This window comes from Dactylosporangium darangshiense, from assembly GCF_039537565.1.
In the GTDB taxonomy this organism is placed as follows: domain Bacteria; phylum Actinomycetota; class Actinomycetes; order Mycobacteriales; family Micromonosporaceae; genus Dactylosporangium; species Dactylosporangium darangshiense.
Window position 1 is genome coordinate 359,123 of record NZ_BAABAT010000003.1, and the last position, 23,175, is coordinate 382,297.

19 protein-coding genes and 2 pseudogenes are annotated in these 23,175 nt (G+C 71.4%); 7 read left to right on the forward strand and 14 right to left on the reverse strand.

The annotated features are described in order from the left end of the window. Positions 1–13 precede the first annotated feature (13 nt). Positions 14–1,030 (forward strand): glucose-6-phosphate dehydrogenase assembly protein OpcA, encoded by a 1,017-nt coding sequence (locus ABD901_RS08370; protein ID WP_345122993.1) that lies wholly within the window; start codon positions 14–16, stop codon positions 1,028–1,030. Next, positions 1,027–1,797 carry a 6-phosphogluconolactonase gene (pgl, locus tag ABD901_RS08375; protein ID WP_345122995.1) on the forward strand — a complete coding sequence of 257 codons (771 nt, stop codon included), beginning with the start codon at positions 1,027–1,029 and terminating at the stop codon, positions 1,795–1,797. Before ABD901_RS08370 ends, pgl begins: the two co-directional genes overlap by 4 nt. Before the next feature lie 107 nt (positions 1,798–1,904). On the opposite strand, the gene ABD901_RS08380 is transcribed toward pgl, so the two are convergent. From ABD901_RS08380 to rsgA, 14 genes and pseudogenes are all read right to left on the reverse strand, one after another. After that, positions 1,905–2,243 (reverse strand): RNA polymerase-binding protein RbpA, encoded by a 339-nt coding sequence (locus ABD901_RS08380; RefSeq protein ID WP_345122997.1) that lies wholly within the window; start codon positions 2,241–2,243, stop codon positions 1,905–1,907. 126 nt (positions 2,244–2,369) lie between these two features. Further along, positions 2,370–2,627, reverse strand: coding sequence for a preprotein translocase subunit SecG (gene secG / locus ABD901_RS08385; RefSeq protein WP_345122998.1), 258 nt, complete (start codon positions 2,625–2,627; stop codon positions 2,370–2,372). Positions 2,628–2,691: 64 nt separating this feature from the next. Further along, positions 2,692–4,407, reverse strand: coding sequence for an ABC transporter substrate-binding protein (locus tag ABD901_RS08390; RefSeq protein ID WP_345123000.1), 1,716 nt, complete (start codon positions 4,405–4,407; stop codon positions 2,692–2,694). Between the two features lie 211 nt (positions 4,408–4,618). Continuing rightward, on the reverse strand, positions 4,619–5,401 hold the full coding sequence (tpiA, locus tag ABD901_RS08395; RefSeq protein WP_345123002.1) for a triose-phosphate isomerase: 783 nt from the start codon (positions 5,399–5,401) through the stop codon (positions 4,619–4,621). 3 nt (positions 5,402–5,404) lie between these two features. Continuing rightward, on the reverse strand, positions 5,405–6,553 hold the full coding sequence (locus ABD901_RS08400) for a phosphoglycerate kinase (RefSeq protein WP_345123004.1): 1,149 nt from the start codon (positions 6,551–6,553) through the stop codon (positions 5,405–5,407). Continuing rightward, positions 6,550–7,554: a type I glyceraldehyde-3-phosphate dehydrogenase gene (gap, locus tag ABD901_RS08405; RefSeq protein WP_345123006.1), complete on the reverse strand. Its 1,005-nt coding sequence runs from the start codon at positions 7,552–7,554 to the stop codon at positions 6,550–6,552. Before gap ends, ABD901_RS08400 begins: the two co-directional genes overlap by 4 nt. A gap of 459 nt (positions 7,555–8,013) precedes the next feature. After that, complete coding sequence (gene whiA / locus ABD901_RS08410) at positions 8,014–8,994, reverse strand: DNA-binding protein WhiA (RefSeq protein WP_345123008.1); 981 nt, start codon at positions 8,992–8,994, stop codon at positions 8,014–8,016. A gap of 550 nt (positions 8,995–9,544) precedes the next feature. After that, positions 9,545–10,459, reverse strand: a pseudogene (locus ABD901_RS08415) (gluconeogenesis factor YvcK family protein); the annotation flags it as partial. A gap of 461 nt (positions 10,460–10,920) precedes the next feature. Further along, positions 10,921–11,811, reverse strand: coding sequence for an RNase adapter RapZ (gene rapZ, locus ABD901_RS08420; RefSeq protein WP_345123578.1), 891 nt, complete (start codon positions 11,809–11,811; stop codon positions 10,921–10,923). 1,056 nt (positions 11,812–12,867) lie between these two features. Continuing rightward, a pseudogene (uvrC, locus tag ABD901_RS08425) lies at positions 12,868–14,796 on the reverse strand (excinuclease ABC subunit UvrC); the annotation flags it as partial. 195 nt (positions 14,797–14,991) lie between these two features. Further along, a complete protein-coding gene (locus ABD901_RS08430; RefSeq protein ID WP_345123010.1) occupies positions 14,992–15,405 on the reverse strand; it encodes a Rieske (2Fe-2S) protein in 414 nt (137 codons plus the stop codon). A gap of 145 nt (positions 15,406–15,550) precedes the next feature. Then, entirely contained in the window at positions 15,551–16,072 is a 522-nt protein-coding gene (locus ABD901_RS08435) for a Rieske (2Fe-2S) protein (RefSeq protein ID WP_345123012.1), read from the reverse strand. Positions 16,073–16,190: 118 nt separating this feature from the next. After that, positions 16,191–19,229, reverse strand: coding sequence for an excinuclease ABC subunit UvrA (gene uvrA, locus ABD901_RS08440; protein ID WP_345123014.1), 3,039 nt, complete (start codon positions 19,227–19,229; stop codon positions 16,191–16,193). Positions 19,230–19,359: 130 nt separating this feature from the next. After that, a complete protein-coding gene (gene rsgA, locus ABD901_RS08445) occupies positions 19,360–20,394 on the reverse strand; it encodes a ribosome small subunit-dependent GTPase A (protein WP_345123016.1) in 1,035 nt (344 codons plus the stop codon). A 104-nt stretch (positions 20,395–20,498) separates the two neighbouring features. Between rsgA and ABD901_RS08450 the strand changes: the two genes are divergently transcribed. The 5 genes from ABD901_RS08450 to ABD901_RS08470 are packed head-to-tail and all read left to right on the forward strand — an operon-like array spanning position 20,499 to position 22,899. Next, positions 20,499–20,933, forward strand: coding sequence for a hypothetical protein (locus ABD901_RS08450; protein WP_345123018.1), 435 nt, complete (start codon positions 20,499–20,501; stop codon positions 20,931–20,933). Between the two features lie 9 nt (positions 20,934–20,942). Beyond that, the gene (locus ABD901_RS08455; protein WP_345123020.1) at positions 20,943–21,620 is read left to right on the forward strand and encodes a maleylpyruvate isomerase family mycothiol-dependent enzyme; all 678 of its coding nucleotides are present in this window, start codon (positions 20,943–20,945) and stop codon (positions 21,618–21,620) included. Further along, positions 21,617–22,213, forward strand: coding sequence for an MBL fold metallo-hydrolase (locus tag ABD901_RS08460; protein WP_345123022.1), 597 nt, complete (start codon positions 21,617–21,619; stop codon positions 22,211–22,213). Before ABD901_RS08455 ends, ABD901_RS08460 begins: the two co-directional genes overlap by 4 nt. Before the next feature lie 54 nt (positions 22,214–22,267). Continuing rightward, positions 22,268–22,477 (forward strand): type II toxin-antitoxin system VapB family antitoxin, encoded by a 210-nt coding sequence (locus ABD901_RS08465; RefSeq protein ID WP_345123024.1) that lies wholly within the window; start codon positions 22,268–22,270, stop codon positions 22,475–22,477. Then, on the forward strand, positions 22,474–22,899 hold the full coding sequence (locus ABD901_RS08470; protein ID WP_345123026.1) for a PIN domain nuclease: 426 nt from the start codon (positions 22,474–22,476) through the stop codon (positions 22,897–22,899). The genes ABD901_RS08465 and ABD901_RS08470 overlap by 4 nt, the downstream gene beginning before the upstream one ends. Positions 22,900–23,175 lie beyond the last annotated feature (276 nt).

A 23,175-nucleotide genomic window follows, 5' to 3' on the forward strand; every position in this document is an offset into this window, starting at 1 on the left:
AGGAGACATGGACATGATCGGTTTGTGGGACACGACCGGCATCGAGGTCGTCAAGGCCCTGGCCAACGAGCGGCGCAGCGCCGGCGGGCTGACCAGCGGACTGGCGCTGACGCTCATCGCCGTGGTCGACGAGCGGCAGGTCCGCGAGGCCGAGGCGGCGGCCACGATCGCCGCCTCCGCGCACCCGTGCCGGCTGCTCATCATCGTGCGCGCCGACGTGACGCAGCAGCGCTCGCGCCTCGACGCCGAGATCGTCGTCGGCGGCCGGCTGGGCCCGTGCGAGGCGGTCGTGATGCGCATGCAGGGCCGCCTGGCGCTGCACGCCGAGTCGGTGGTCATGCCGCTGCTCGCGCCGGACGTGCCGGTGGTGACGTGGTGGCAGTGCTCGCCGCCGGAGCGCATCGCCTACGACCCGCTGGGCGTGGTCGCCGACCGCCGCATCACCGACAGCGCGCAGTCCGACGACCCGGTGTCGGCGCTGCGGGTGCGCTCCGACGACTACGTGCCCGGCGACACCGACCTCGCGTGGTCGCGCATCACCCCGTGGCGCACCCTGCTGGCCGGCGCGTTCGACGCCAACCGGGTGGGCGTGAAGGCGGCGACGATCGTCGCGCCCGAGCTCGACCCGACCGCGCTGCTGCTCGGCGGCTGGCTGGAGGCCCGCCTGGGCGTGCACCCGTCCCGCGTGACCGGCACCGGCAAGATCATGGAGTCGGTCAACCTGGAGCTCGCCGACGGCACCGCCATGAACCTCGTCCGCGACCTCAACGCGGGCGTGGCGACGCTGGAGCGCACCGGGCAGCCGGACCGCATCCTGCCGCTGAGCCGCCGCCCGCTCGGCGACGAGCTCGCCGAGGAGCTGCGCCGCCTCGACCCCGACCAGCCGTACGCGGCGGCGCTGGCCGCCGGGACCGGCAAGCGCCGGCTCGGCGAGCGCACGGCGCCGCGCGTGCACATCTGGAAGGACCCGGCCCTCGCGGAGCGTCCCGAGGCCGCCGCCGCCCCACTGCAGGGGAGCGTTGCCCCGTGACCCAGAGCAAGGTTGTCGTACACACCGAGCCGAAACTGCTCGCCGAGGCCGCGGCGGCGCGGCTCATCGTGCGGCTCACCGACGCACAGGCCGAGCGCGGCGAGGCGTCGGTGGTGCTCACCGGCGGGCGCATCGCCGCCCAGATCTACCAGGCGATCCGGGAGAGCCCGGCGCGCGACGCGGTGGACTGGTCGCGGGTGAACCTCTGGTGGGGCGACGAGCGGTTCCTGCCGGCCGGCGACCCGGAGCGCAACGAGACGCAGGCCCGCGCGGCGCTGCTCGACGCGCTGAAGCTCGACCCGGCCCGCGTGCACCCGATGCCGCCCTCGGACGGCCCGGACGGCGACGACGCCGAGGCGGCTGCGGCCCGCTACGCCGCGGAGCTGGCCGAGGCGGCCCGCCCCGGCCACGCCGAGGTGCCGCACTTCGACGTGATCCTGCTCGGCGTCGGCGAGGACGGCCACGTGGCCTCGGTGTTCCCGGAGCACCCGGTGACGCTGGAGTCGCGCCCGGTCTCGGCGGTGCGCGGCAGCCCGAAGCCGCCGCCGGTGCGCACGACGCTCACCCTCCCGGCGATCAACACCGCCGAGGAGATCTGGCTGATCGCCTCCGGCACCGGCAAGGCGAGCGCCGTGGGCCTGGCCCTGGCCGACGCGGGCCCGCGCCAGATCCCGGCGGCGGGCGTGCACGGCCGCGACCTGACGCTGTGGCTGCTCGACTCGGCCGCGGCGCACGAGCTCCCGCCGAAGTTCCGCAGCCTGGTCTGAACGGCCGAAAGGCGCCGGCCCTCCCTCGGGCCGGCGCCTTTTTCGTGTTGCCATGGTTCGTTGTTGCGTTGGTTCGTTGTTGCGTTGGTTCGTTTCGGTTTCCCGGTTCAGCCCCGGCGCTGGCGTAGCTTGGCCAGCGCCTCCTGGAGGATGGCCTCGGCGTCGGCGTCGCTGCGCCGCTCCTTGACGTAGGCCAGGTGGGACTTGTACGGCTCGGGCCGGGGACGCTCCGGTGGGCGCTGGGCGTCCTGGCCGGCCGGGAGGCCGCACCGGGGACAGTCCCAGAGGATCGGGGGCGTGATCTCGGCGGCGAACGCCGGCTCGGTCATGTGGCCGTTGGCGCACCAGTATCGGACGCTGCGCCGGGGGGCCTGTTCACCTCGCTCGGCCCAGCGCATCGGGCCGGAGCCGACTCGGGTTCCGCGGATGGCGTTGCCAGATGCCACGGCTGCTCGCTCCTGTTCGTCGGGGGGTACGACGTCATGGGGAGTGCAGGAGTGTGGGCGAAAACACCTGCGCGCGGCCCGAAAATACCCGGACCGCGCGCATGAGTCTAAAACTACCCGGTGTGCTCAGGCACCACCGTTCTGGACAATTTTCAGCCAGAGGCCCAGACCGACGATGCAGGCGAACCAGATGATGCCGACCAGCAGCGTGTAACGGTCCAGGTTCTTCTCGGCGACGGAGGAGCCCGCGAGGCTCGAGGACACGCCGCCGCCGAACATGCTGGACATGCCGCCGCCCTTGCCGCGGTGCAGGAGCACGAGCATGGTCAGCAGCACGCTGGTGATGACCAGCAGCACGATCAGGGTGTAGGCGAACGCCGTCATGGCGCGGTCGTCCTCTCGGTGGGCCGGTTCTGCAATGGGTGGAGCGCGTATCGGGGAGAGCTTACTAGGCGAGGCCGAGTGCGCACAGGTCGGGCTGGCCGAACTGCGGGTGGATGAACCCGCCGCGCACGTTCGTGCCCGCCATGCGCAGCGCCTTCATGTAGACGATCGGGATCGTCACGGCCTGCTCGGCGATCTTCTGGTCGAGTTCGCCCCACAGCCGGTACTGCCGCTCCGGGACCGACTCGGCCAGCGCCGCGGAGATCATGTCGTTGATCTCGGGGTCGTTGAGCAGCGCGTAGTCCTGGTTGTTCGTGGCGTTGGCCTTGGTCGGGATGAGCCGGCCGTCGAACAGCGGCGGGATGACCGCGGAGCCGTTCGCCCAGTCCGGGATCCAGCCGGCCCACAGCAGGTCGTTGGTGTTCGCCGGGTTGCCGATGACGTCGAAGTACGTCTCCGGGTCGATCCCGTTGATCTTCACCTGGATGCCGATCTGCTGGTAGGTCTCCACGACGGTGGTGGCCAGCCGGCGGATGTCCTTCTGGTCCGGGATCGACAGGGTGAGCGTCGCCGGGCAGGGCTTGTTGGCCTTGCGCTGCTCGTCCATCAGCTTCAGCGCGACGTCGGGCTTGCCCTCGACGTTGTTCGTGCTGTCGTAGATGTCGAAGTCCTTGTGGGCCTTGAGCTGCGGGGCGATCATCGTGTTGGCGTAGTCGCCGTAGACGCTGCCGCCGGCGGCCGCGCGGAACTTGCGCTTGTCGAAGGCGTACACCAGCGCCTGGCGGCAGGCGAGGTTCGGGATCCGCTTGCTGTTGATGGCGAGGTACCGGATGCCGCCGTAGCTGCCCTGGACCGCCCGCGCCGACAGGTCCGGGTCGTTGACGACCTGCTGGACGAAGTTCGGCGCGACGTTCTTGTCCAGGTCGATCGTGTCGGCGTTGTCGCCGTCGCTGGTGATCAGGTTGGACGTGACGGTCGGCAGGTCGCCGTTGGCCTCAATGACGATCTTGTCCGGGTAGGCCTTGCGGACGCTGTCGGTCTTGCGGTCCCAGTAGGAGTTGCGCACGTAGACCAGCTGCTGGTCGGTGACCTCCTGCAGCTTGTACGGCCCGGAGGAGAACGGGTGCTTGTCGTAGTCGTTCTTGGTGTCCTGCTTCGCCGGCACGGGGGCGAACATGGACATGGCCACGGTGTACCCGAAGTCGCCGATCGGCTGGTTCAGCGTGAACCGGATGTTGCGGTTGTCCACGCACTGCACCGACGAGAGGCCCTTGCCACCGTTGTTGCCGCCGACGAACGGGCCGGCGTAGCCGTCGGTGTCGGCGAGGTAGATCTTGCCGTACGGCTGGGAGACGGAGAACAGGCCGGAGAAGCTGCGCTCGACGCCGTACTTGACGTCGGCGCAGGTGATCGGGGTGCCGTCCTCCCAGCGCACGTCGTCCTTGAGCTGGAAGTCCCAGACCCGGTTGCCCTCGCTCGGGCGGCCGGCGTCGGTGGCGAGATCGCCCACGATCTCGCTGGCGGCCGCGCCCGGCTCGGACTTGAACGTGGTGAGCGTCCGGGTGATGAGGCGGTTGACGTTGGCCTCGGTGGCCGTGGCGACCCGCTGCGGGTCCAGGTGCGCGGGCTTCGCGCTCACCACCACGTGCAGGGTCCCGCCGGTCTTCGGCGGCTTCGGCTGGTTCTTGGCGTCGGCGTCGCTGCACCCTGCCGTCGCCAGCAGCGCCAGTCCGGCCAGGGTCGAAACGAGGGCACGACGGCGGCGCTTGTCGAACAACATGCTCGTCCTCACGGCGCGGCCCGCGGGACGGTCACCCGTTCGTGGCGGGTGGGCCGCGGCCCGCTGGCTTGACGCCAGGTCAAGGGGTGGTGGACGCAGCCACTTTAGGCGGCATTCACCCGCCGCGGTACAGGGGGTGGCGGGGTAAACAAAGCGTCGCGCGACCTGCGAAAGGCCGCGCGACGCTGGGTGTTTCCGTGGTTACCGAGACCTACTTGCCGAGGCGGACAATCCTGACAAAGCCCTCGGCGTCGATGCTGGCGCCACCGACGAGCGCGCCGTCGATGTCGGGCTGCTCGATGATCGCCGCGACGTTGTCGTGCTTGACCGAGCCGCCGTAGAGGATGCGCACCCGGTCGGCGGTGCCGCCGGTGTACTTCTCGGCCAGGCGGGTGCGGATCGCCCCGATGACCTCCTGCGCGTCCTGCGGCGTCGCCACCTTGCCCGTGCCGATCGCCCAGACCGGCTCGTACGCGATGACGATCTTCTCGACCTCGTCGGTCTTGATCTTCTCCAGCGCGGCGTCGAGCTGCGCGAGCGTGTAGCCCACGTGCTCGCCGGCCTCGCGGATCTCCAGGCCCTCGCCGACGCACAGGATCGGCACGATGCCGTTGGCCAGCGCCGCCTTCACCTTGGCGTTGACCAGGGCGTCGTCCTCGCCGTGGTACTGCCGGCGCTCCGAGTGCCCGACGACCACGTACTGGCAGCCCAGCTTCGCCAGCATGGCGCCGGACACCTCGCCGGTGTAGGCGCCCGAGGCGTGCGCGGAGATGTCCTGCGCGCCGTAGCCGATGAGCAGCTTGTCGCCGTCGACGAGCGTCTGGACGCTGCGGATGTCGACGAACGGCGGGAGCACCACCGTCTCCACGTCGTTGAGCTGCTGCTCGGTGAGCGTGAAGGCCAGCGTCTGGACGAGCTTGATGGCCTCGAGGTGGTTCAGGTTCATCTTCCAGTTGCCGGCCATCAGCGGCCGGCGACCGGTCTGCTCAGCCATTGCTCAGCCCTCCAGCGCGACGATGCCCGGCAGGGCCTTGCCCTCGAGGAACTCGAGGGAGGCGCCGCCGCCGGTGGAGATGTGGCTGAAGCCGTCCTCGGGGATGCCCAGCGCGCGCACAGCCGCGGCCGAGTCGCCGCCGCCGACGACCGTGAAGCCGTCGACCTTGGTGATCGCCTCGGCGACGCCGCGCGTGCCGGCGGCGAACGGGGCCAGCTCGAACACGCCCATCGGGCCGTTCCAGAAGACCGTCTTCGCGCTCTCGAGCGCGGCGGCGAACGCCGCGACGGACTCCGGGCCGATGTCCAGGCCGAGCCCATCGGCCGGGATGGCATCGACGCCCACGGTCTGCACCGCCGCGTCGGCCGCGAACTTGTCCGCGGACAGCACGTCGGTCGGCAGCACGATCTTGTCGCCGCCGCGCTGGAGCAGGTCCTTGCAGGTGTCGACCATCTCGTCCTGCAGCAGGCTCTTGCCGACCTCGTAGCCCTGGGCCTTGAGGAAGGTGAAGCACATGCCGCCGCCGATGAGCAGCTTGTCGACCTTCGGCAGCAGCGCCTCGATGACGGCGAGCTTGTCGGAGACCTTCGAGCCGCCGAGCACGACCACGTAGGGCCGCTCCGCCTCGCCCGTGAGCTTCGAGAGCACCTCGAGCTCGCGGGCCACCAGGTAGCCGGTGTAGTGCGGCAGGAGCGCGGCCACGTCGTAGACGCTGGCGTGCTTGCGGTGCACGGCGCCGAACGCGTCGTCGACGTAGACGTCGCCGTGCGCGGCCAGCTCCTGGGCGAACGCCTTGCGCTCGCCCTCGTCCTTGCTGGTCTCGCCCGGGTTGAACCGCAGGTTCTCCAGCAGCGTGACCTTGGCGTCGCCGGCCGCGCCGAAGTTCACCGGGCCGCCGAGCAGCTCGCTGAGGCGGGCCGCGACGGGCGCGAGGGTGTACTTCGGGTCCGGCGCGCCCTTCGGCCGGCCGAGGTGCGACACGACCGTGACCGTCGCGCCGCCCTCGAGCAGCGCGTTGAGGGTCGGCAGCACAGCCCGGATCCGGCCGTCGTCGGTGATCTTCTCCCCGTCGAGCGGGACGTTGAGGTCGGCGCGCAGCAGCACGCGCCGACCCGCGACGCCCTCGCTCAGGAGGTCGTCGAGCGTCTTCACAGGCCGGTGCCGACCAGGGTGACGGCGTCGACGAGACGGTTGCTGTAGCCCCACTCGTTGTCGTACCAGCCGACGACCTTGACCTGGTTGCCGATGACCTTGGTCAGGCCCGAGTCGAAGATGCACGACGCCGGGTCGGTGACGATGTCGCTCGACACGATCGGGTCCTCGGTGTAGGTGAGGATGCCGGCCAGCGCGCCCTCGGAGGCGGCCTTCAGCGCGGCGTTGACCTCCTCGACGCTGGTGTCGCGCGAGACGGTCACGGTCAGGTCGGTCGCCGAGCCGGTCGGGACCGGCACGCGCAGCGCGTAGCCGTCCAGCTTGCCCTTGAGCTCCGGCAGGACCAGGCCGATCGCCTTGGCGGCGCCGGTCGAGGTCGGCACGATGTTCAGCGCGGCGGCGCGGGCGCGGCGCAGGTCCTTGTGCGGCCCGTCCTGCAGGTTCTGGTCCTGCGTGTAGGCGTGGATCGTGGTCATGAGGCCACGCTCGATGCCGAACACGTCGTTGATGACCTTCGCCATCGGGGCCAGGCAGTTCGTGGTGCACGAGGCGTTGGAGATGATCGTGTGCTTCGCCGGGTCGTACTGGTTCTCGTTCACGCCGAAGACGATCGTCAGGTCCTCGTTCTTGGCCGGGGCCGAGATGATGACCTTCTTGGCGCCGCCGGCCACGTGGACCTTGGCCTTCTCGGCGTCGGTGAAGATGCCGGTCGACTCGATGACGACGTCCGCGCCCAGGTCGCCCCACGGCAGCTTCGACGGGTCACGCTCGGCGAGGGCCTTGAAGGTCTTGCCCGCGACGGTGATCTCGTCCGAGGTCGCCTTCACCTCCTCGCCCAGCCGGCCGAGGATGCTGTCGTACTTGAGCAGGTGCGCCAGCGTCGCGTTGTCGGTCAGGTCGTTCACGCCGACAACCTCGATGTCGGCGCCCTTGGCCAGGGCCGCACGGAAGAAGTTGCGGCCGATACGGCCGAAGCCGTTGATGCCAACCCGGATGGTCACTTCGACACATCTCCTCGTCAGGTCGCGCCCCGGCCGTTTCCTTGCCGATGCCGGGCGCCAGATGAGTGTTATTGGCTCGCCCACCCTGGTCCCGCCGGTCCGGGCCCAACCCTGTTGAGCAGGGGCCCGGCCGCGTGTGTGCGGCGGCGATCGAACAGCGAGGAGCGACCCGAGTCGGCCTCATCGCCGAACAGTGAAACCCTATCGTCTCGAAGCGGTCACGATGCGGCCGGGGTGTCGGAGCACACGTTTCGCGTTGATTCGCGCTGCGTGACACACCGTTTTCGGCGGCGTTGCTCCGTCACCTCTTCCGGGTGTTGCCCGACTTTGGGCGGGCACCACCTTTCGGGCGCTGCCTCAGCTCTTGGCAGCGCACCTTTGGGCCTTGCCCCGGTCTTCGGCCGGCACACCTTTCGGGGCGTTGTCGCGGCTTTTGACGGCGTCACCCTTTCGGGTAATTCAGCCGACCAGCATCTCGGGGGTGACGGCCGACTCCGTGTCCGGAATACCCAGGTCGCGCGCCCGCTTGTCGGCGAGAGCCAGCAGCCGGCGGATCCGACCCGCGATCGCGTCCTTGGTCAGCGGCGGGTCGGCCAGGGCCCCCAGCTCCTCCAGCGAGGCCTGCCGGTGCTCCAGCCGCAGCGTGCCGGCGCTGAAGAGGTGCTCGGGCGCGGCGTCGGCGAGGATCTCCATCGCCCGGGCGACCCGCGCGGCGGCGGCGACCGCGGCCCGCGCCGAGCGGCGCAGGTTGGCGTCGTCGAAGTTGGCGAGCCGGTTCGCGGTGGCCCGCACCTCGCGGCGCACCCGCCGCTCCTCCCAGGTCAGCACGCTCTGGTGCGCCCCGATCCGGGTCAGCAGGGCCGCGATCGCGTCGCCGTCCTTGACCACGACCCGGTCGACGCCGCGCACCTCGCGGGCCTTGGCGGTGATCCCGATCCGCCGGGCCGCCCCGACCAGCGCGAGCGCCGCCTCGGGCCCCGGGCACGTGATCTCCAGCGCGCAGCTGCGCCCCGGCTCGGTCAGCGACCCGTGCGCCAGGAACGCGCCGCGCCACGCGGCGACCGCGCAGCACATGTTGGCCGACACCACGTGGGGCGGCAGCCCGCGCACCGGCCGCCCGCGCACGTCGAGCAGCCCGGTCTGGCGCGCGAGGGCCTCGCCGTCCTTGACCACGCGCACGATGAAGTGGCTGGCCTTGCGCAGCCCGCCGGAGGCCAGGACGTGGATCTCGCTCGAGTACCCGTACACCTCCGACACCTCCCGCCGCAGCCTTCGCGCGGCCGGGTTGGTGTCGAGCTCGGCCTCCACGACCACCCGGCCGGAGACGATGTGCAACCCGCCGGCGAAGCGCAGCAGCGCGGCCATCTCGGCGCGCCGGCAGCAGGGTTTCGCTACGTCCACCCGGCTCAGCTCGTCCTTGACCGCAGCGGTCATCGCCATTCTGTCGTCACCTCGCGGTTTTCGTGTTCAAGGTCATGTCGTGCGTGCCCGCGCCCGTCCGTGCGCCGTTGCCGTTGCCGGCGTTCTGCGCGCCGGCGCCCGGCGCGGTACCGCCGTTCGGCGCGTTGCCCACGTTCTGCGCGTTGCTCGCGTTCTGTACGGCTCGGGCGCTTGGTGCCGTGCCGTTTGGTGCAGTGCCGTCTTCTGCGGCGCCGTCTTGTCCCGCGCCTTCCTGTCCAGCGCCGCTTTGCGCGGTCCTGTCCGGTGCGGTGCCGTCCGGTGCGGTGCCGTCTGGTGCGGTGCTGTCTCGTGCGGTGCCGCTCTGTGCCGTGCCGCTCTGTGCGGTGCTGCGTGATGCCGTGCTGCGTGGTGCGGTGCCGTTCGCAGCGGTGCCCGCGGCTGCCGCGCCGCTCACCGCAGCGCTGCCTGCCGCATCGGTACCCGCCGCAGCGTCCCCCGTCGCCACGGTGTTCGCCGCCGTGCTGCCCCGCACATCGGTGCTCGTCGTGCCGGCGGCCGGGGCGGCGGCGTCCGGTGCGCGGCGAGCTCCGGCGCGCAGGAGTGGTTCAAGTGCGGCCGCCAGCGCCCGAGGGTCGTGCCTGGGCGCCCCGTCGCCGACGGCCACGGGGGCGAGCACCAGCCGCGCACCCAGCGATTCTGCCGCACGATGGACCGGTTCGGGGTCACCTACGGCTTTCCCGTCGGCAAGAACTACATCGACCTGGAGCCCTGGTAGGTAACGATGCAGGGCCGCAAGGTGTTCCGGCAGCGTCAGCCCGGCGGTCTCGCTGTCGGCGGCCAGGTTCAACGTGACCAGCCGATGCGCCCGGCTGTCCCGGATCGCGGCCGCGAGCCCGGGCACGAGCAGGTGCGGAATCACACTGGTGAACCACGACCCGGGCCCGAACAGCAGCCAGTCCGCCTCCAGCACGGCCCGCACCGCTTCGGCGCAGGCTTCGGGCTCGGCGGGCGTCAGGCGTACCCGGTCGATGTTCTTCGTCGTCACGGCCACCTCATGCTGACCGCGGACGGTGACCACTTCGCCACCTTCGGACAGATCCGCCTCGATGTGCAGCGAATCGCGCGACATCGGCAGGACCCGCCCCCCGCACCGCAGCATCTCCGCGGCCCGGTCCAGCGCGACGACCGGGTCCCCGGCGAGCTCCATCAGCGCACAGAGCACGAGGTTGCCCACGGGATGCCCGGCGATCTCGTCCGCACCGGTGAACCGGTGCTGGAACAGGTCGGCGGTCCCGGTCTCGCCGGCGAGCGCGGCGAGCGCCTGCCGCAGGTCCCCGGGCGGCAGGATGTCGCGGGTCGCACGCAGCCGCCCGCTCGACCCCCCGTCGTCGGCCACGGTGACCACGGCGGTGATGTCGAGCGGCATGTCCCGCTGCACGATCCGCAGCGCCCGGAGCGAGGCCGACAGCCCGTGCCCGCCCCCGAACGCCACCGCCCGCACCACACCCGGTCGCCGGGACCCACCCGCGCCCGTCTGCTCTTGTCGATCGGTCACCGAAACGGCCCCACCCGGCCCGCCAGGGGCAACCGCAAGCGCCGCACTCGCAACACCGCCGACCTGGTCGTTGTCGCGTACGCGCCCCAGCGCCGGCGCTGCCATCGCGGAGCCCCGGTGCGCGGTGGCCGCGGGCGCCTCGCCGGCGGGTGCGTTGACCGCCGCCGGCGAGGTGTTCGCGGCCAGCGAGGCGTTCGCGGCGGCCGGCGAGGTGTTCGCCGCCAGCGAGGTGTTCGCCGCGGCCGGCGAGGTGTTCGCTGCGGCCGGCGAGGTGTTCGCTGCGGCCGGCGGGGTGTTGATCGCGGCCGGCGGGCGTGCGGCATCGCCGGCGGGTGGGGTGCCCGGCCGTGTGCTTGCGTCGGCGTTCGTCTCTCGGCCCTCGTTCCGGCCCGTCACCTGGTCCGGCCCCGTCATTCGCGTCCCAGGTCGCGGTGCTGGGGCGAGGCAGCGAGGCGCATCTCGCGCAGCCGCCGGGCGAGCTCCTCGGCGATCGCCACGCTGCGGTGCTTGCCACCGGTGCAGCCGACGGCGATCGTCAGGTACCGCTTGCCCTCGCGCTCGAAGCCGGGCGCGGTCGCGTTGATCAGCCGCGCGTACGTCTCCACGAACGTGATCGCCCCGCGCTGCCCCAGCACGTACCGGCTGACGTCCGTCTCCTTGCCCGTGTGCTCGCGCAGTTCCGGCACCCAGTACGGGTTCGGCAGGAACCGCGCGTCGAGCACGAAGTCGGCGTCGGGCGGCAGGCCGTACTTGAACCCGAAGGACAGCACCGTGACCCGGATCTGGGTCGTGTCCTCCTCGCCGAACATCTCCTCGATGCGCCCGCGCAGCTGGTTGACGTTGAGGTGGCTCGTGTCGATGAGCACGTCGGCCTGCTCGCGCGCCTCCTGCAGCAGCTTGCGCTCGGCGGCGATCCCGTCGGAGAGCCGGCCCGCGCCCTGCAGCGGGTGCGAGCGCCGGACGCTCTCGAAGCGGCGGATCAGCACCTCGTCGTCGGCGTCGACGAACACCATCCGCGGGTGGAACCCGCGCTCGCGCAGCGACTTGACCGCACCCGGCAGGTCGGTCGAGAACGCGTGGCTGCGCACGTCGAGCACCATGGCGGTGCGGCGCGCGGCCCCGCGGGCGGCATGCGCAAGCTCGGCCATGTCGAGCAGCAGCGCCTGCGGCAGGTTGTCGACCACGTAGTACCCGACGTTCTCGAGCGCCCGCGCCACCGTGCTGCGCCCGCCCCCGGACACCCCGGTGACGATGACGAGGTCGGTGGTGTTGCGCCCCGGCACCCCTTCGCCGTGATCGATCCCGAGCTCGTCCTCGCCGAGGAACCCCTCCCCGCCTATGCCGGCGGGCGCCCCCTCCCCGGAGGCGAGGAAGCCACCGGGCTCGATGGCGCGCCCGGTCCTCCCGCTGGCGGCGCCGTCGTCTCCGGTCCTGCCGCTGGCGGTCCTGTCGCTGGCGGCGCCGTCGTCTCCGGTCCTGCCGCTGGCGGTCCTGTCGCTGGCGGCGCCGTCGTCGGCGATCCTGCCGCTGGCGGCGCTGTCGTCGGCGGCGCTGTCGCTGGCGGCGCTGTCCGTCATGCCGGCGTTGCTGTCGGTGGCGGCGCTGTCGGTCGTGCTCCTGTCAGGCATGGTCCTGTCGGTCGCGGTCCTATCGGTCGCGACAGCCTCGCCGTCGGTGGTGGCGGCCCTCGCCGGGGCGGTCACGTCGCCCGTCGGCTGGGCCCCGCTGTCGGGTGCGGTGGCGTCTCTCGGCACGTCGCCTTCTCTCGACACGTCGACGAGTTTATGTCGTACCGCCCGCCGCATCGGACGGTCGGTCGGTTTGCACTAGTTAGCGGTATGCGTGGCTTCCGTCGCCTCCGTCCCTTCCTCGCCGCCGCGCTCTGCCCCGACACCCTTCGGCCCGTCGTCGAGCCCGCTCGACGACCCGGCCGGAACGTCCGGCGGGCCGGCGTCACGCTCGACCGGTGGCCCGCCGAAGACTTCAGGCTGGTCAGCGCCAGGACCGTCCGGCGTGCTGCCCCCGGAATCTGAAGATCGATCCGCGTCCAGCGCACCACCCACGTCCGAGGCACCACCTACGTCCAACGAACCACCCGCGTTCGGGGCATCGTCCGCGGCCGAGGCACTCTCCACGGCCAAGCCACCGTTCGCGGACGAGGCACCGTCCGCGGACGACGCACTCTCCACGGACAAGCCACCGTTCGCGGCCAAGCCACCGTTCGCGGACGACGCACTCTCCACGGACGAGGCACCGTTCGCGGACGAGGCACCGTTCGCGGACGAGGCACCGTTCGCGGACGATACGGCGCTGTCCGCGGGCGATGCGGAGCGGCCGGCGTCCGGGGCGGGGCGGTCGCGAGGCGGCGGGGCCTCGCCGTTCAGGGCGGCGAGGATCGCCTCGGCCGTGCGGCGGCCGATGCCGGGGACCTCCGCGATCTCCTCCAGGCTCGCGGCCTTCAGCCGTTTGAGTGAACCGAAGTGGCGCAGCAGGGCCTTGCGGCGGATCTCGCCGAGGCCGGGCACGTCGTCCAGGGTCGAGGCGGTCATGCGCTTCGAGCGCTTCTGGCGGTGGTACGTGATGGCGAACCGGTGTGCCTCGTCGCGCACGCGCTGCAGCAGGTAGAGGCCCTCGGAGGCGCGCGGCAGGATCACCGGGAACTCGTCGTCGGGCAGCCAGACCTCCTCGAGCCGCTTGGCGAGGCCGCAGATGGCGATGTCGTCGATGCCGAGGTCGAGCAGCACCTGGGCGGCGGCCTGGACCTGCGGCTGGCCGCCGTCGACGACGACGAGCTGCGGCGGGTAGGCGAACTTGCGCGGCCGGCCGGTCGTCGGGTCGATGCCGGGGCGGGACGGGTCGGCCTCGGCGGCCTCGTCGATCTCGACCTTTGCGTCGAGATAGCGCGCGAAGCGCCGCCGCAGCACCTCCGAGATCGCGGACACGTCGTCGGTGGCGCCGTTGATCGCGAAGCGCCGATACTCGCTCTTGCGCGACAGCCCGTCCTCGAACACCACCATGCTCGCGACCACGTCCGTGCCCTGGATCTGCGACACGTCGTAGCACTCGATGCGCAGCGGCGCGGTCTGCATGGCCAGCGCCTCGGCGATCTCCTCGAGCGCCTTGCTGCGGGTGCTCAGGTCGCCGGCCCGGCGCAGCTTGTGCTGCTGCAGCGCCTGCTCGGCGTTGCGGGCGACGGTCTCGGCGAGCGTCTTCTTGTCGCCGCGCTGCGGCACCCGGATCGACACCCGGCTCCCGCGCAGCCGGCTCAGCCAGTCGGCTAGCGCGTCGACGTCGGCGGGCAACTCCGGCACCAGCAGCTCGCGCGGCAGGTCGGCGGCATCGGCGCCGGCCTCGCTGCCGTAGATCTGGGTGCAGAAGTGATGCACCAGATCGCCGGGGGTCAGGTCCTCGGTCTTCTCCACGATCCAGCCGCGCTGGCCGCGCACCCGCCCGCCGCGCACGTGGAACACCTGCACGGCCGCCTCGAGCGGGTCGTCGGCGAACGCGACCACGTCGGCGTCGGTGCCGTCGCCGAGCACGACCGCCTGCTTCTCCATCGCCCGGCGCAGGGCGCCCAGGTCGTCGCGCAGCCGCGCCGCGCGCTCGAAGTCCAGCTCGTCCGACGCCTGGTACATCTCCCGCTCGAGCTGCTTGATCATGGTGTCGGTGCGCCCCGCCATGAAGTCGCAGAAGGCCTCGACGATCTCGCGGTGCTCGGCCTCGCTGACGCGGTCGACGCACGGCGCCGAGCATTTCCCGATGTACCCCAGAAGGCACGGCCGGCCGATCTGCCCCGCCCGCTTGAACACGCCCGACGAGCACGTGCGCGCCGGGAACACCCGCAGCAGCAGGTCGAGCACCTCGCGGATGGCCCATGCGTGCGCATACGGCCCGAAGTAGCGCACGCCCTTGCGCTTGGCCCCGCGCATCACCTGCAGCCGCGGATAGGCCTCGTCGAGCGTGACGGCCAGATACGGATAGCTCTTGTCGTCGCGATAGCGGACGTTGAACCGCGGGTCGTAGGCCTTGATCCAGTTGTACTCGAGTTGCAGCGCCTCGACCTCGGTGCCGACGGTCACCCAGTCGACCCTCGACGCCGTGGTGACCATCTGCTGGGTGCGCGAGTGCAGCGTCCACAGGTCGGCGAAGTAGCTGCTCAGGCGCTGCCGGAGGCTCTTGGCCTTGCCCACGTAGATGACCCGGCCGCTGGGGTCGTAGAAGCGGTAGACGCCGGGCGTGTCGGGAATGGTCCCCGGTGCGGGTCGATACGTGGACGGGTCTGGCACGGTTCCGAGACTATCCGCCGGGTACGACAAAACCGGGAAGGGCCGGACGCCACGGCGCCACCCGGCCGTGCAGAGGACGGCCGAGTGCCGCGGGCTCAAGAAGCGCCACGCCCGGCGGAGCAAGGTCCGCCGGGCGCAACGCCGCAGAACAAACAAGCCGCAAAACAACAAGCCGCAGAGCGACCAACGGCTAGGTCACGTCGTGACGTAGATGTCGTCGCCGTCCATGCGCAGCTTCTTCTCCTCGAGCTTCCGCGTGGCCGGCGGGTTCGTCGCCGAGCCGTCGACCGCCGAGAACGTGCTGCCGTGGCACTTGCAGTCGATCGTGTTGTTCGACACGGACGACACGATGCACTGCTGGTGCGTGCAGATCGCCGTGAAGGCCTTGAACGTGCCGGCCTCGGGCTGGGTAATGACCGTGCCGCCGGCGTCGGCGACCACCTTGCCGCCGCCGACGGGGATGTCGGACTTCTTGGCGACCGGGCCGCCCGGGCTGGAGTTGTTGGCGGTGCTGTTCGATCCGCTGTCGTCTCCGCAGGCGGCAAGGACGGACGCGGCCGTCACGCCGACCGCCCCGGCGAGCACCGCGCGGCGGGTCGTGTCACTCATCAATATCCTCCAATGGTCGTAGGCCCGCAGGCTGCGGCCAGAGATACACCGATCAAGGAGGATACGGTTCAATGCTCAACAAAGTCTGTGAACTCGGCACCAAGCTGGCAACCACACGATTACCCAGAGCGACGAAACCGGACGGCTAGGCGCGCACCACGTACCCGCTGCGCACCTCGACCCGGATGCCCTTCAGCCCGCGCGGCGCGGGGCCCGAGACCCAGCTGCCGTCGGAGACCTTGAACTTCGAGTTGTGCCGCGGGCACTGGATGACCTGGTTGCCGTCGAACGGCGGGTCGACGATCGCGCCCTCGTGCGGGCACGCGGCGTCGTACGCCTTGAACTGCCCCTTCGCCGGCTGGATCACCAGCACCGTGTCCTTGACGATGACGCCGCCGCCGACCGGCACCTCGCCCGTGGCGATGAGCGCGTTGGACGGCACCTGCGGCCCGCCGCCACCGCCCGAGCCGGTCGAGTCGTCGAACGGGTTGCCGCCGGTGGTCGCGGGCGCCGCCGGGGCGCTGGACCCGCCCGGAGCCGCCCCGGCGCCCGGCTTGCCGTCGTCGCCGCACCCGGCGATCACGGCGATGCCCATGGCGCCCGCGCCCAGCAGCAGGGTGCGCCGCGCAGCGGTGGCGCAGGGGTTGAAGCGGTCCTCGACTGGCACGTCTCTCCTCCTGAGGTCAGCCTCGCCAGCGGCCACCGTAGCAGCGCCGCCCGCGAACCGCGGATCGCAGGAGAAGAGTCCGGGGGCGGGCATGCGGATCCGCCCCGGGTCGAAAACCTCAGGCCTTCTTCGCGGCCGCCTTCTTGGCCGGTGCCTTCCGGGCGGTCGCCTTGGCCGGCGCGGCCTTCGCGGGGGCCGCCTTCACCGGAGCCGCCTTGGCAGGGGCGGCCCTCTTCCGCGGCGCCGGCGCGGGCTTGGTGCCGTTGGCCTCCGCCGCCCGGTCGCGCGCCGCCGGGTCGCCGCTCGGCTCCCCGTCCAGCCCGAGCACGTGGCGCAGGAACTGCCCGGTGTAGCTCTCCGGCAGCTCGGCGACCTCCTCCGGCGTGCCGGCCGCGACCACCGTGCCGCCCTTGTGGCCGCCCTCCGGGCCCATGTCGATGAGCCAGTCGGCGGTCTTGATGACGTCGAGGTTGTGCTCGATGACGATGACCGTGTTTCCCTTGTCCACGAGGCCCTGCAGCACCAGCAGCAGCTTGCGGATGTCCTCGAAGTGCAGGCCGGTCGTGGGCTCGTCCAGCACGTACACGGTCCGGCCCGTCGAGCGCTTCTGCAGCTCCGAGGCGAGCTTCACGCGCTGCGCCTCGCCGCCGGACAGCGTCGGGGCGGGCTGCCCCAGCCGCACGTAGCCGAGGCCGACGTCGACCAGGGTCTTGAGGTGGCGGTGGATCGCCGGGATCGCCTCGAAGAAGCCCTCCGCCTCGTCGATCGGCATGTCCAGCACCTCGGCGATGGTGCGGCCCTTGTAGTGCACCTCGAGGGTCTCGCGGTTGTACCGCGCGCCCTTGCAGACCTCGCACGGGACGTACACGTCGGGGAGGAAGTTCATCTCGATCTTGATCGTGCCGTCGCCGGCGCAGGCCTCGCAGCGGCCGCCCTTGACGTTGAACGAGAAGCGCCCCGGCCCGTAGCCGCGCACCTTCGCCTCGGTCGTCTCGGCGAAGAGCTTGCGGATGTTGTCGAAGACTCCGGTGTACGTCGCCGGGTTGGACCGCGGCGTCCGGCCGATCGGCGACTGGTCGACCCCGACGACCTTGTCGACGAGGTCGAGCCCGGAGATGCGGGTGTGCCGGCCCGGCACGAGCCGCGCGCCGTTGACCGTGTTGGCCAGCACGGCGTGCAGGATGTCGTTGACCAGCGTGGACTTGCCCGAGCCGGAGACGCCGGTGACGGCGACGAGCTGCCCGAGCGGGAACGACACCGTCAGGTTGTGCAGGTTGTGCTCGCGCGCGCCGACGACGACCAGCTCGCGGCCCGGGGTGCGCGGGCGGCGGATCTCCGGCGTCGGGATGCTGCGCCGGCCCGACAGGTAGGCCCCGGTGATCGACTCCTCGGTCTTGACCAGCTGCTCGTAGGGCCCGCTGTGCACGACCCGCCCGCCGTGCTCGCCGGCGCCGGGACCGATGTCGACGATCCAGTCGGCGGTGCGGATGGTGTCCTCGTCGTGCTCGACGACGATGAGCGTGTTGCCCAGCTTCTTGAGCCGCACCAGGGTCTCGATGAGCCGGTGGTTGTCGCGCTGGTGCAGGCCGATGCTCGGCTCGTCGAGGACGTAGAGCACGCCGACCAGGCCCGAGCCGATCTGGGTGGCCAGCCGGATGCGCTGCGCCTCGCCGCCGGACAGCGTGCCCGCGGCCCGGTCCAGCGACAGGTAGTCAAGGCCGACGTCGACGAGGAAGCGCAGCCGGGCGTTGATCTCCTTGAGCACCCGCTCGGCGATGAGCTTCTGCCGGTCGGTGAGCTCCATCTGCCCGAGCAGCTCGGCGCACTCCCCCACGGACAGGTTGCACACGTCGGCGATGCTGCGCCCGGCGATCGTCACCGCGAGGATCTCCGGCTTGAGCCGGGTGCCGCCGCAGGTGCCGCAGGGCACATCGCGCATGTACCCCTCGTACTTGTCCCGCGACCAGTCGCTCTCGGTGTCGGAGTGCCGGCGCTCGATCCACTGCACCACGCCCTCGAAGCCGGTGTAGTAGGAGCGTTCGCGCCCGTACTTGTTGCGATACCGGACGTGGACCTGGTCCTCGGAGCCGTAGAGGATCGCCTTCTGCCCGCGGCTGGACAGCGCCCGCCACGGGGTATCGAGGTTGAAGCCCTCCTCGTCGCCGAGCGCCTCGAGCAACCGCAGGAAGTACTCCAGGGTGTGCCCGCTCGCCCAGGGCGCGACCGCCCCCTCGCGCAGGCTGCGCTCCGGGTCGGGGACGATGAGCTCCGGGTCGACCTCCTTCTTGGTGCCGATGCCGGTGCAGTCCGGGCAGGCGCCGTATGGAGCGTTGAACGAGAAGGAGCGGGGCTCGAGGTCCTCGATCGACAGCGGGTGCTCGTTGGGGCAGGCCAGGTGCTCGGAGAAGAGCCGCTCGCGGTGCTCGTCGTCCTCGGGCAGGTCGACGAACTCGAGGATCACGATGCCGGCGGCGAGCTTGAGCGCGGTCTCGACCGAGTCGGTGAGCCGCTGCTTGGCCGAGGACTTCACCGCGAGCCGGTCGACGACCACCTCGATGGTGTGCTTCTCCTGCTTCTTGAGCTTCGGCGGCTCGGTCAGCGGGTGCACGACCCCGTCGATGCGGGCCCGCGCGTAGCCCTTGGACTGCAGCTCGCTGAACAGGTCGACATACTCACCCTTGCGCCCGCGCACCACCGGCGCCAGCACCTGGAAGCGGGTGCCCTCGTCCATGGCGAGCACGCGGTCGACGATCTGCTGCGGCGTCTGCCGGGTGATCGGCTCGCCGCAGACCGGGCAGTGCGGCTCGCCGATGCGGGCGTAGAGCAGCCGCAGGTAGTCGTAGACCTCGGTGATCGTGCCGACCGTCGAGCGCGGGTTGCGCGAGGTCGACTTCTGGTCGATGGAGACCGCCGGGGACAGGCCCTCGATGAAGTCGACGTCGGGCTTGTCCATCTGGCCGAGGAACTGCCGCGCATACGACGAAAGGGACTCGACGTAGCGCCGCTGCCCCTCCGCGAAGATCGTGTCGAACGCCAGGCTCGACTTGCCCGAGCCGGACAGCCCGGTGAACACGATCATCGCCTCGCGCGGCAGGTCGAGGCTGACGTCGCGGAGGTTGTGCTCGCGTGCGCCACGGATGATCAAGCGGTCCGACATGCTTCCCCTTGGCAGCCATTTGTCCGTTTCAAACACCGGTGCGGTGCCAGCCGCCAACTCTAGCCAGGGGGTATGACATTTTTCGGCGCCCGCCCGCCCGAGGGTGCCTCGAACGGGGGAAGCCCCGCAGCTAGGGCCGTGCCGGCCGTCGGCGTTCGCGGCTTTCGCGCCTCACCCGCCGTACCGATGCAAGCATCTGCTCTTTCTGCAGTTTCTGCCAGCTTGCGTAGCGCCGCGGGCTCAGCTCGCCCTCCTCGACGGCCGCCCGCACGGCGCAGCCCGGCTCCTGCCCGTGGCGGCAGTCCTGGAAGCGGCAGTCCTGGGCGAGCAGCGTCACATCCGCGAAGGCCCGGTCGAGGCCGGACACGGTGTCGAACATGCCGACGAGCCGCACGCCGGGCGTGTCGAGCACCGCCCCGCCGCCCGGTAGGGGGATCAACGCCCGATATGTCGTAGTGTGCCGCCCGCGCCCGTCCGCGCGCAGCGCCCGCGTCTGCATGACGGTGGCCCCGGCGAGCGCGTTGACCAGGCTGGACTTGCCGGCGCCGGACTGCCCGAGCAGCCCGAGCGTGAGCCCGTGCGCCACCAGCGGCCGCAGCGCCTCGAGCCCCATCCCGGTCCGCGCGCTCACGGCGTGCACGGTCACCCCCGACGAGCGCCCCGGCATCTGCGCGGCGAGCGCCTCGGGGTCCGCGGCCAGGTCGGACTTGGTCAGCACGAGATGCGGTCGCGCGCCGGACTCCCATGCGAGCGCCAGCAGGCGCTCGATGCGCCCGAGGTCGGGCGAGGGGTCGACGGGCTCGACGACCGCGACGGCGTCGATGTTCGCGGCCAGGACCTGGCCGAACGACTCCTCGCCGGCCACCGCGCGCACGATCGCGGTGCGCCGCGGCAGCACCGCCTCGGCCGTGACGCGCGCGTCGGGCCACGTGCGCACCACCAGCCAGTCCCCGGCGCACGGCAGGGCGCTCGGGTCGTCGGCGGCGCGGGCGAGCAGGTTACCGGCGAAGCTTGCGCGGACGGGTCCGCCGGCCGTCAGCGCGGTACACACGCCTCTGTCCACACGGCAGACCCGTGCGGGACGCTGCCCCGGCGCGGCGAACCCGCGCTCGAAGACCGCGGCAAAGGCGTCGTCCCACCCGAGGGCCGACAGTTCGATGTTCATCTTGTCCTTCCACAGGGCACACCCGTCCGAACGGACGTTCGGAAATCAACGGTAGGCAGCGCGTCCGTGCCGCGAAACCGAATATCGGGGCTATCGTCGGGGGCGTGCTCCCCTCGCATGTGCTGGCCGGCGCCGTCGGACTCCGTCTCGAACGGGCCGACGTCCAGTGGCACGTCTCACCCGGCCAGGAGGACTCGCTCATGCGGTTCTGGCTGACCTTCGGCGGGACGTCCTACGGCTTCCATGTCGGCGCCGAGGACGAGATCCTGGACGTCATCGTCGAGGATCGCGGGACCGACGCGGACATGGGCGTCTACGGCCGCCTCCAGGTCAGGACCGCCGCGGGCCGCGACCCCGCGGCCTTCGCGGTCGGCCAGCGCCTCGTCGTGGTCCATGATCTTTTCGCGGGGTACCTCGGGAAGCCCATCGGCGCCCGCCTGACCTTCGAGAACGTGGACCTCAGCGTCGCCGACTGGGAGGACGAGCTGCACTGGGCCGTCGGCGACCTGCCGCCCGCCGTCGGGGTCCGCCAGCGCTAGAGTTTGCGGGTGACCGCCGATCCGCTGCTCCTGCAGCCCGAGCTCGAGCGCGCCACCGCCCGGCTCCTCGCCACCGTGCAGACCCTCGACGACGCCGGGTACTCGACCCCGTCCCTGTGCCCCGGCTGGACCCGCGGCCACGTGGTCACCCACCTGGCACGCAACGCCGACGCCTACCTCAACCTCCTCGACTGGGCCCGCACCGGCGTGCCCACCCCGTCGTACGCCAGCGCCGAGGCCCGCGAGGCCGACATCGAGGCCGGCGCCCCGCGCCCCGCCGCCGATCAGCTCGCCGACCTCACCACCGCCGCGTCCCGCCTGTCCGCCAAGATCGACGCCACCCCGCCCGAGGCCTGGTCCTCGACCGTCGCGTTCCTCTCGGGCGCCGAGATCCCGGCCGCCCGCCTGGTCTGGGCGCGCATCTGCGAGGTCGAGCTGCACCACGTGGACCTCGACGCCGGCTACTCCCCCGCCGACTGGCCGCCGTCGTTCGCGCTGCGCCTCCTGCACGACCCGTCGACCCCGCGCGTGGCCACCCTCATCGACCCCGACGGCACCGTGCTGCTGACGGTCCCGTCGGCACCGACCGTCACCGGCCCGCCGCACCTGCTGGCCGCGTGGCTCTCCGGCCGCGCCGACGGCACCGGCCTGACCGGCGACCTGCCCAGCCTGGAGGCGTGGAAATGACGACCGGACTCGAGATCACGAAGCTCTCCGTCGGCCCGATGGACAACAACGCGTACCTGCTGCGCTGCCGCACCACCGGCGACGGCATCCTGATCGACGCGGCCAACGAGGCCCCGAAGCTGCTGCGGCTCGTGGAGCCGCAGGGCATCGCCGCCGTGGTCACGACCCACCGCCACCCCGACCACTGGATGGCCCTGCAGGAGGTGCTCTCCGCCACCGGCGCCGAGTCCCTGGCCCACCCGGCCGACGCCCCGGAGATCCCGGTGGTCACCTCCACCCTGACCGAGGGCGACACCGTGACCGTCGGCGACTGCACCCTCGAGGTGATCCACCTGGTGGGCCACACACCGGGCTCGATCGCCCTGTACTACGCGGCGGAGGGCGGCCACCTCTTCACCGGCGACTCCCTCTTCCCCGGGGGTCCTGGGCGGACAACAAACCCGACCGACTTCAACTCCTTGATGGACGACCTGGAGGCGAAGGTCTTCGGCCCGCTGCCGGACTCGACGGTGATCTACCCCGGGCACGGCAAGGACTCGACGCTCGGCACCGAGCGCCCGTCGATCCCGGACTGGCGCGCCCGGGGCTGGTAACCCAATCGTCGTATATACTCGCTACTGAAGCTATATATACGAGAGTGGTGCGCCGTGGCCAAGGTCCTTATCGACATCGACGACGAAGCGCTCGCTGAGGCGTCCGAACTCCTCGGCACCAAGACCAAGAAGGACACGGTCAACACCGCGTTGCGATCGACCGCACAGCAATTGCGCCGAGCCAAGGCGCTCACGCGCCTCGCGGAACTCGGCGAGGCCGGCGCCTTCGACGAACTGCTGGACAAGTCGACGTACCGCGCATGATCCCGGCGCGGTTCCTGGTCGACACCAGCGCGGTGGTCCGCCTACTGCGCGACGGCGAGGTCCGCGCCCGGTGGCAGCCGCAGATCACCGCCGGCGTCATCGGTATCTGCCCGATCACTGAGCTGGAACTACTGCACAGCGCCCGGTCGAAGGCCGATCGCGAAGAGTGGCTGGAGCTGTTCAACGCCACGTTCGCCTGGGTCGCCATGCCGGACCGGGTTTTCGGCCGCGCGACCGAGGTCCAGGCCGCCATGACGGCTCGCGGTACTCACCGCTCGGCCGGCGCGGTCGACCTGCTCCTCGCCGCCACGGCCGAACTGAGCGGACTGACCCTCGTGCACTACGACCACGACTTCGACGAGATCGTCAAGGTGACCGGCCAGCCGGCCGCGTGGCTCACCCCTCCAGGCTCCATCACCTGACAGACACTCCGCTCACGCGAGCTTCCCCGCTAACACTCGCCGCAGCGGGTCCGCTTCCACCTCGGTCAGCCCTCGCCAGGCGCGCTAGTAACGTCGGCGTCGAAGTACTCCGGCACAGATCACGTCGGCCAACGTCGGCGTCGCGCTGAGCGTCCTCGGCGGCCTGGAGACCGCCCTGCTGGTGCACTGGCTCGACACCCCGGCCACACAGGGCAGCCCAGTCGGTACTCCGCCGCCGGGTGAATCCGCCGGGCGATCAGCCCGGTCCGTCCGGCC

Coding starts and splice junctions, on each gene's coding strand:
- ABD901_RS08370 (WP_345122993.1), top strand. CDS start 14: ATGATCGGTTTGTGGGACACGACCGGCATCGAGGTCGTCAAGGCCCTG.
- secG (WP_345122998.1), bottom strand. CDS start 2,627: ATGACGGCGTTCGCCTACACCCTGATCGTGCTGCTGGTCATCACCAGC.
- ABD901_RS08390 (WP_345123000.1), bottom strand. CDS start 4,407: ATGTTGTTCGACAAGCGCCGCCGTCGTGCCCTCGTTTCGACCCTGGCC.
- tpiA (WP_345123002.1), bottom strand. CDS start 5,401: ATGGCTGAGCAGACCGGTCGCCGGCCGCTGATGGCCGGCAACTGGAAG.
- whiA (WP_345123008.1), bottom strand. CDS start 8,994: ATGGCGATGACCGCTGCGGTCAAGGACGAGCTGAGCCGGGTGGACGTA.
- ABD901_RS08430 (WP_345123010.1), bottom strand. CDS start 15,405: ATGAGTGACACGACCCGCCGCGCGGTGCTCGCCGGGGCGGTCGGCGTG.
- uvrA (WP_345123014.1), bottom strand. CDS start 19,229: ATGTCGGACCGCTTGATCATCCGTGGCGCACGCGAGCACAACCTCCGC.
- rsgA (WP_345123016.1), bottom strand. CDS start 20,394: ATGAACATCGAACTGTCGGCCCTCGGGTGGGACGACGCCTTTGCCGCG.
- ABD901_RS08460 (WP_345123022.1), top strand. CDS start 21,617: ATGACGACCGGACTCGAGATCACGAAGCTCTCCGTCGGCCCGATGGAC.
- ABD901_RS08470 (WP_345123026.1), top strand. CDS start 22,474: ATGATCCCGGCGCGGTTCCTGGTCGACACCAGCGCGGTGGTCCGCCTA.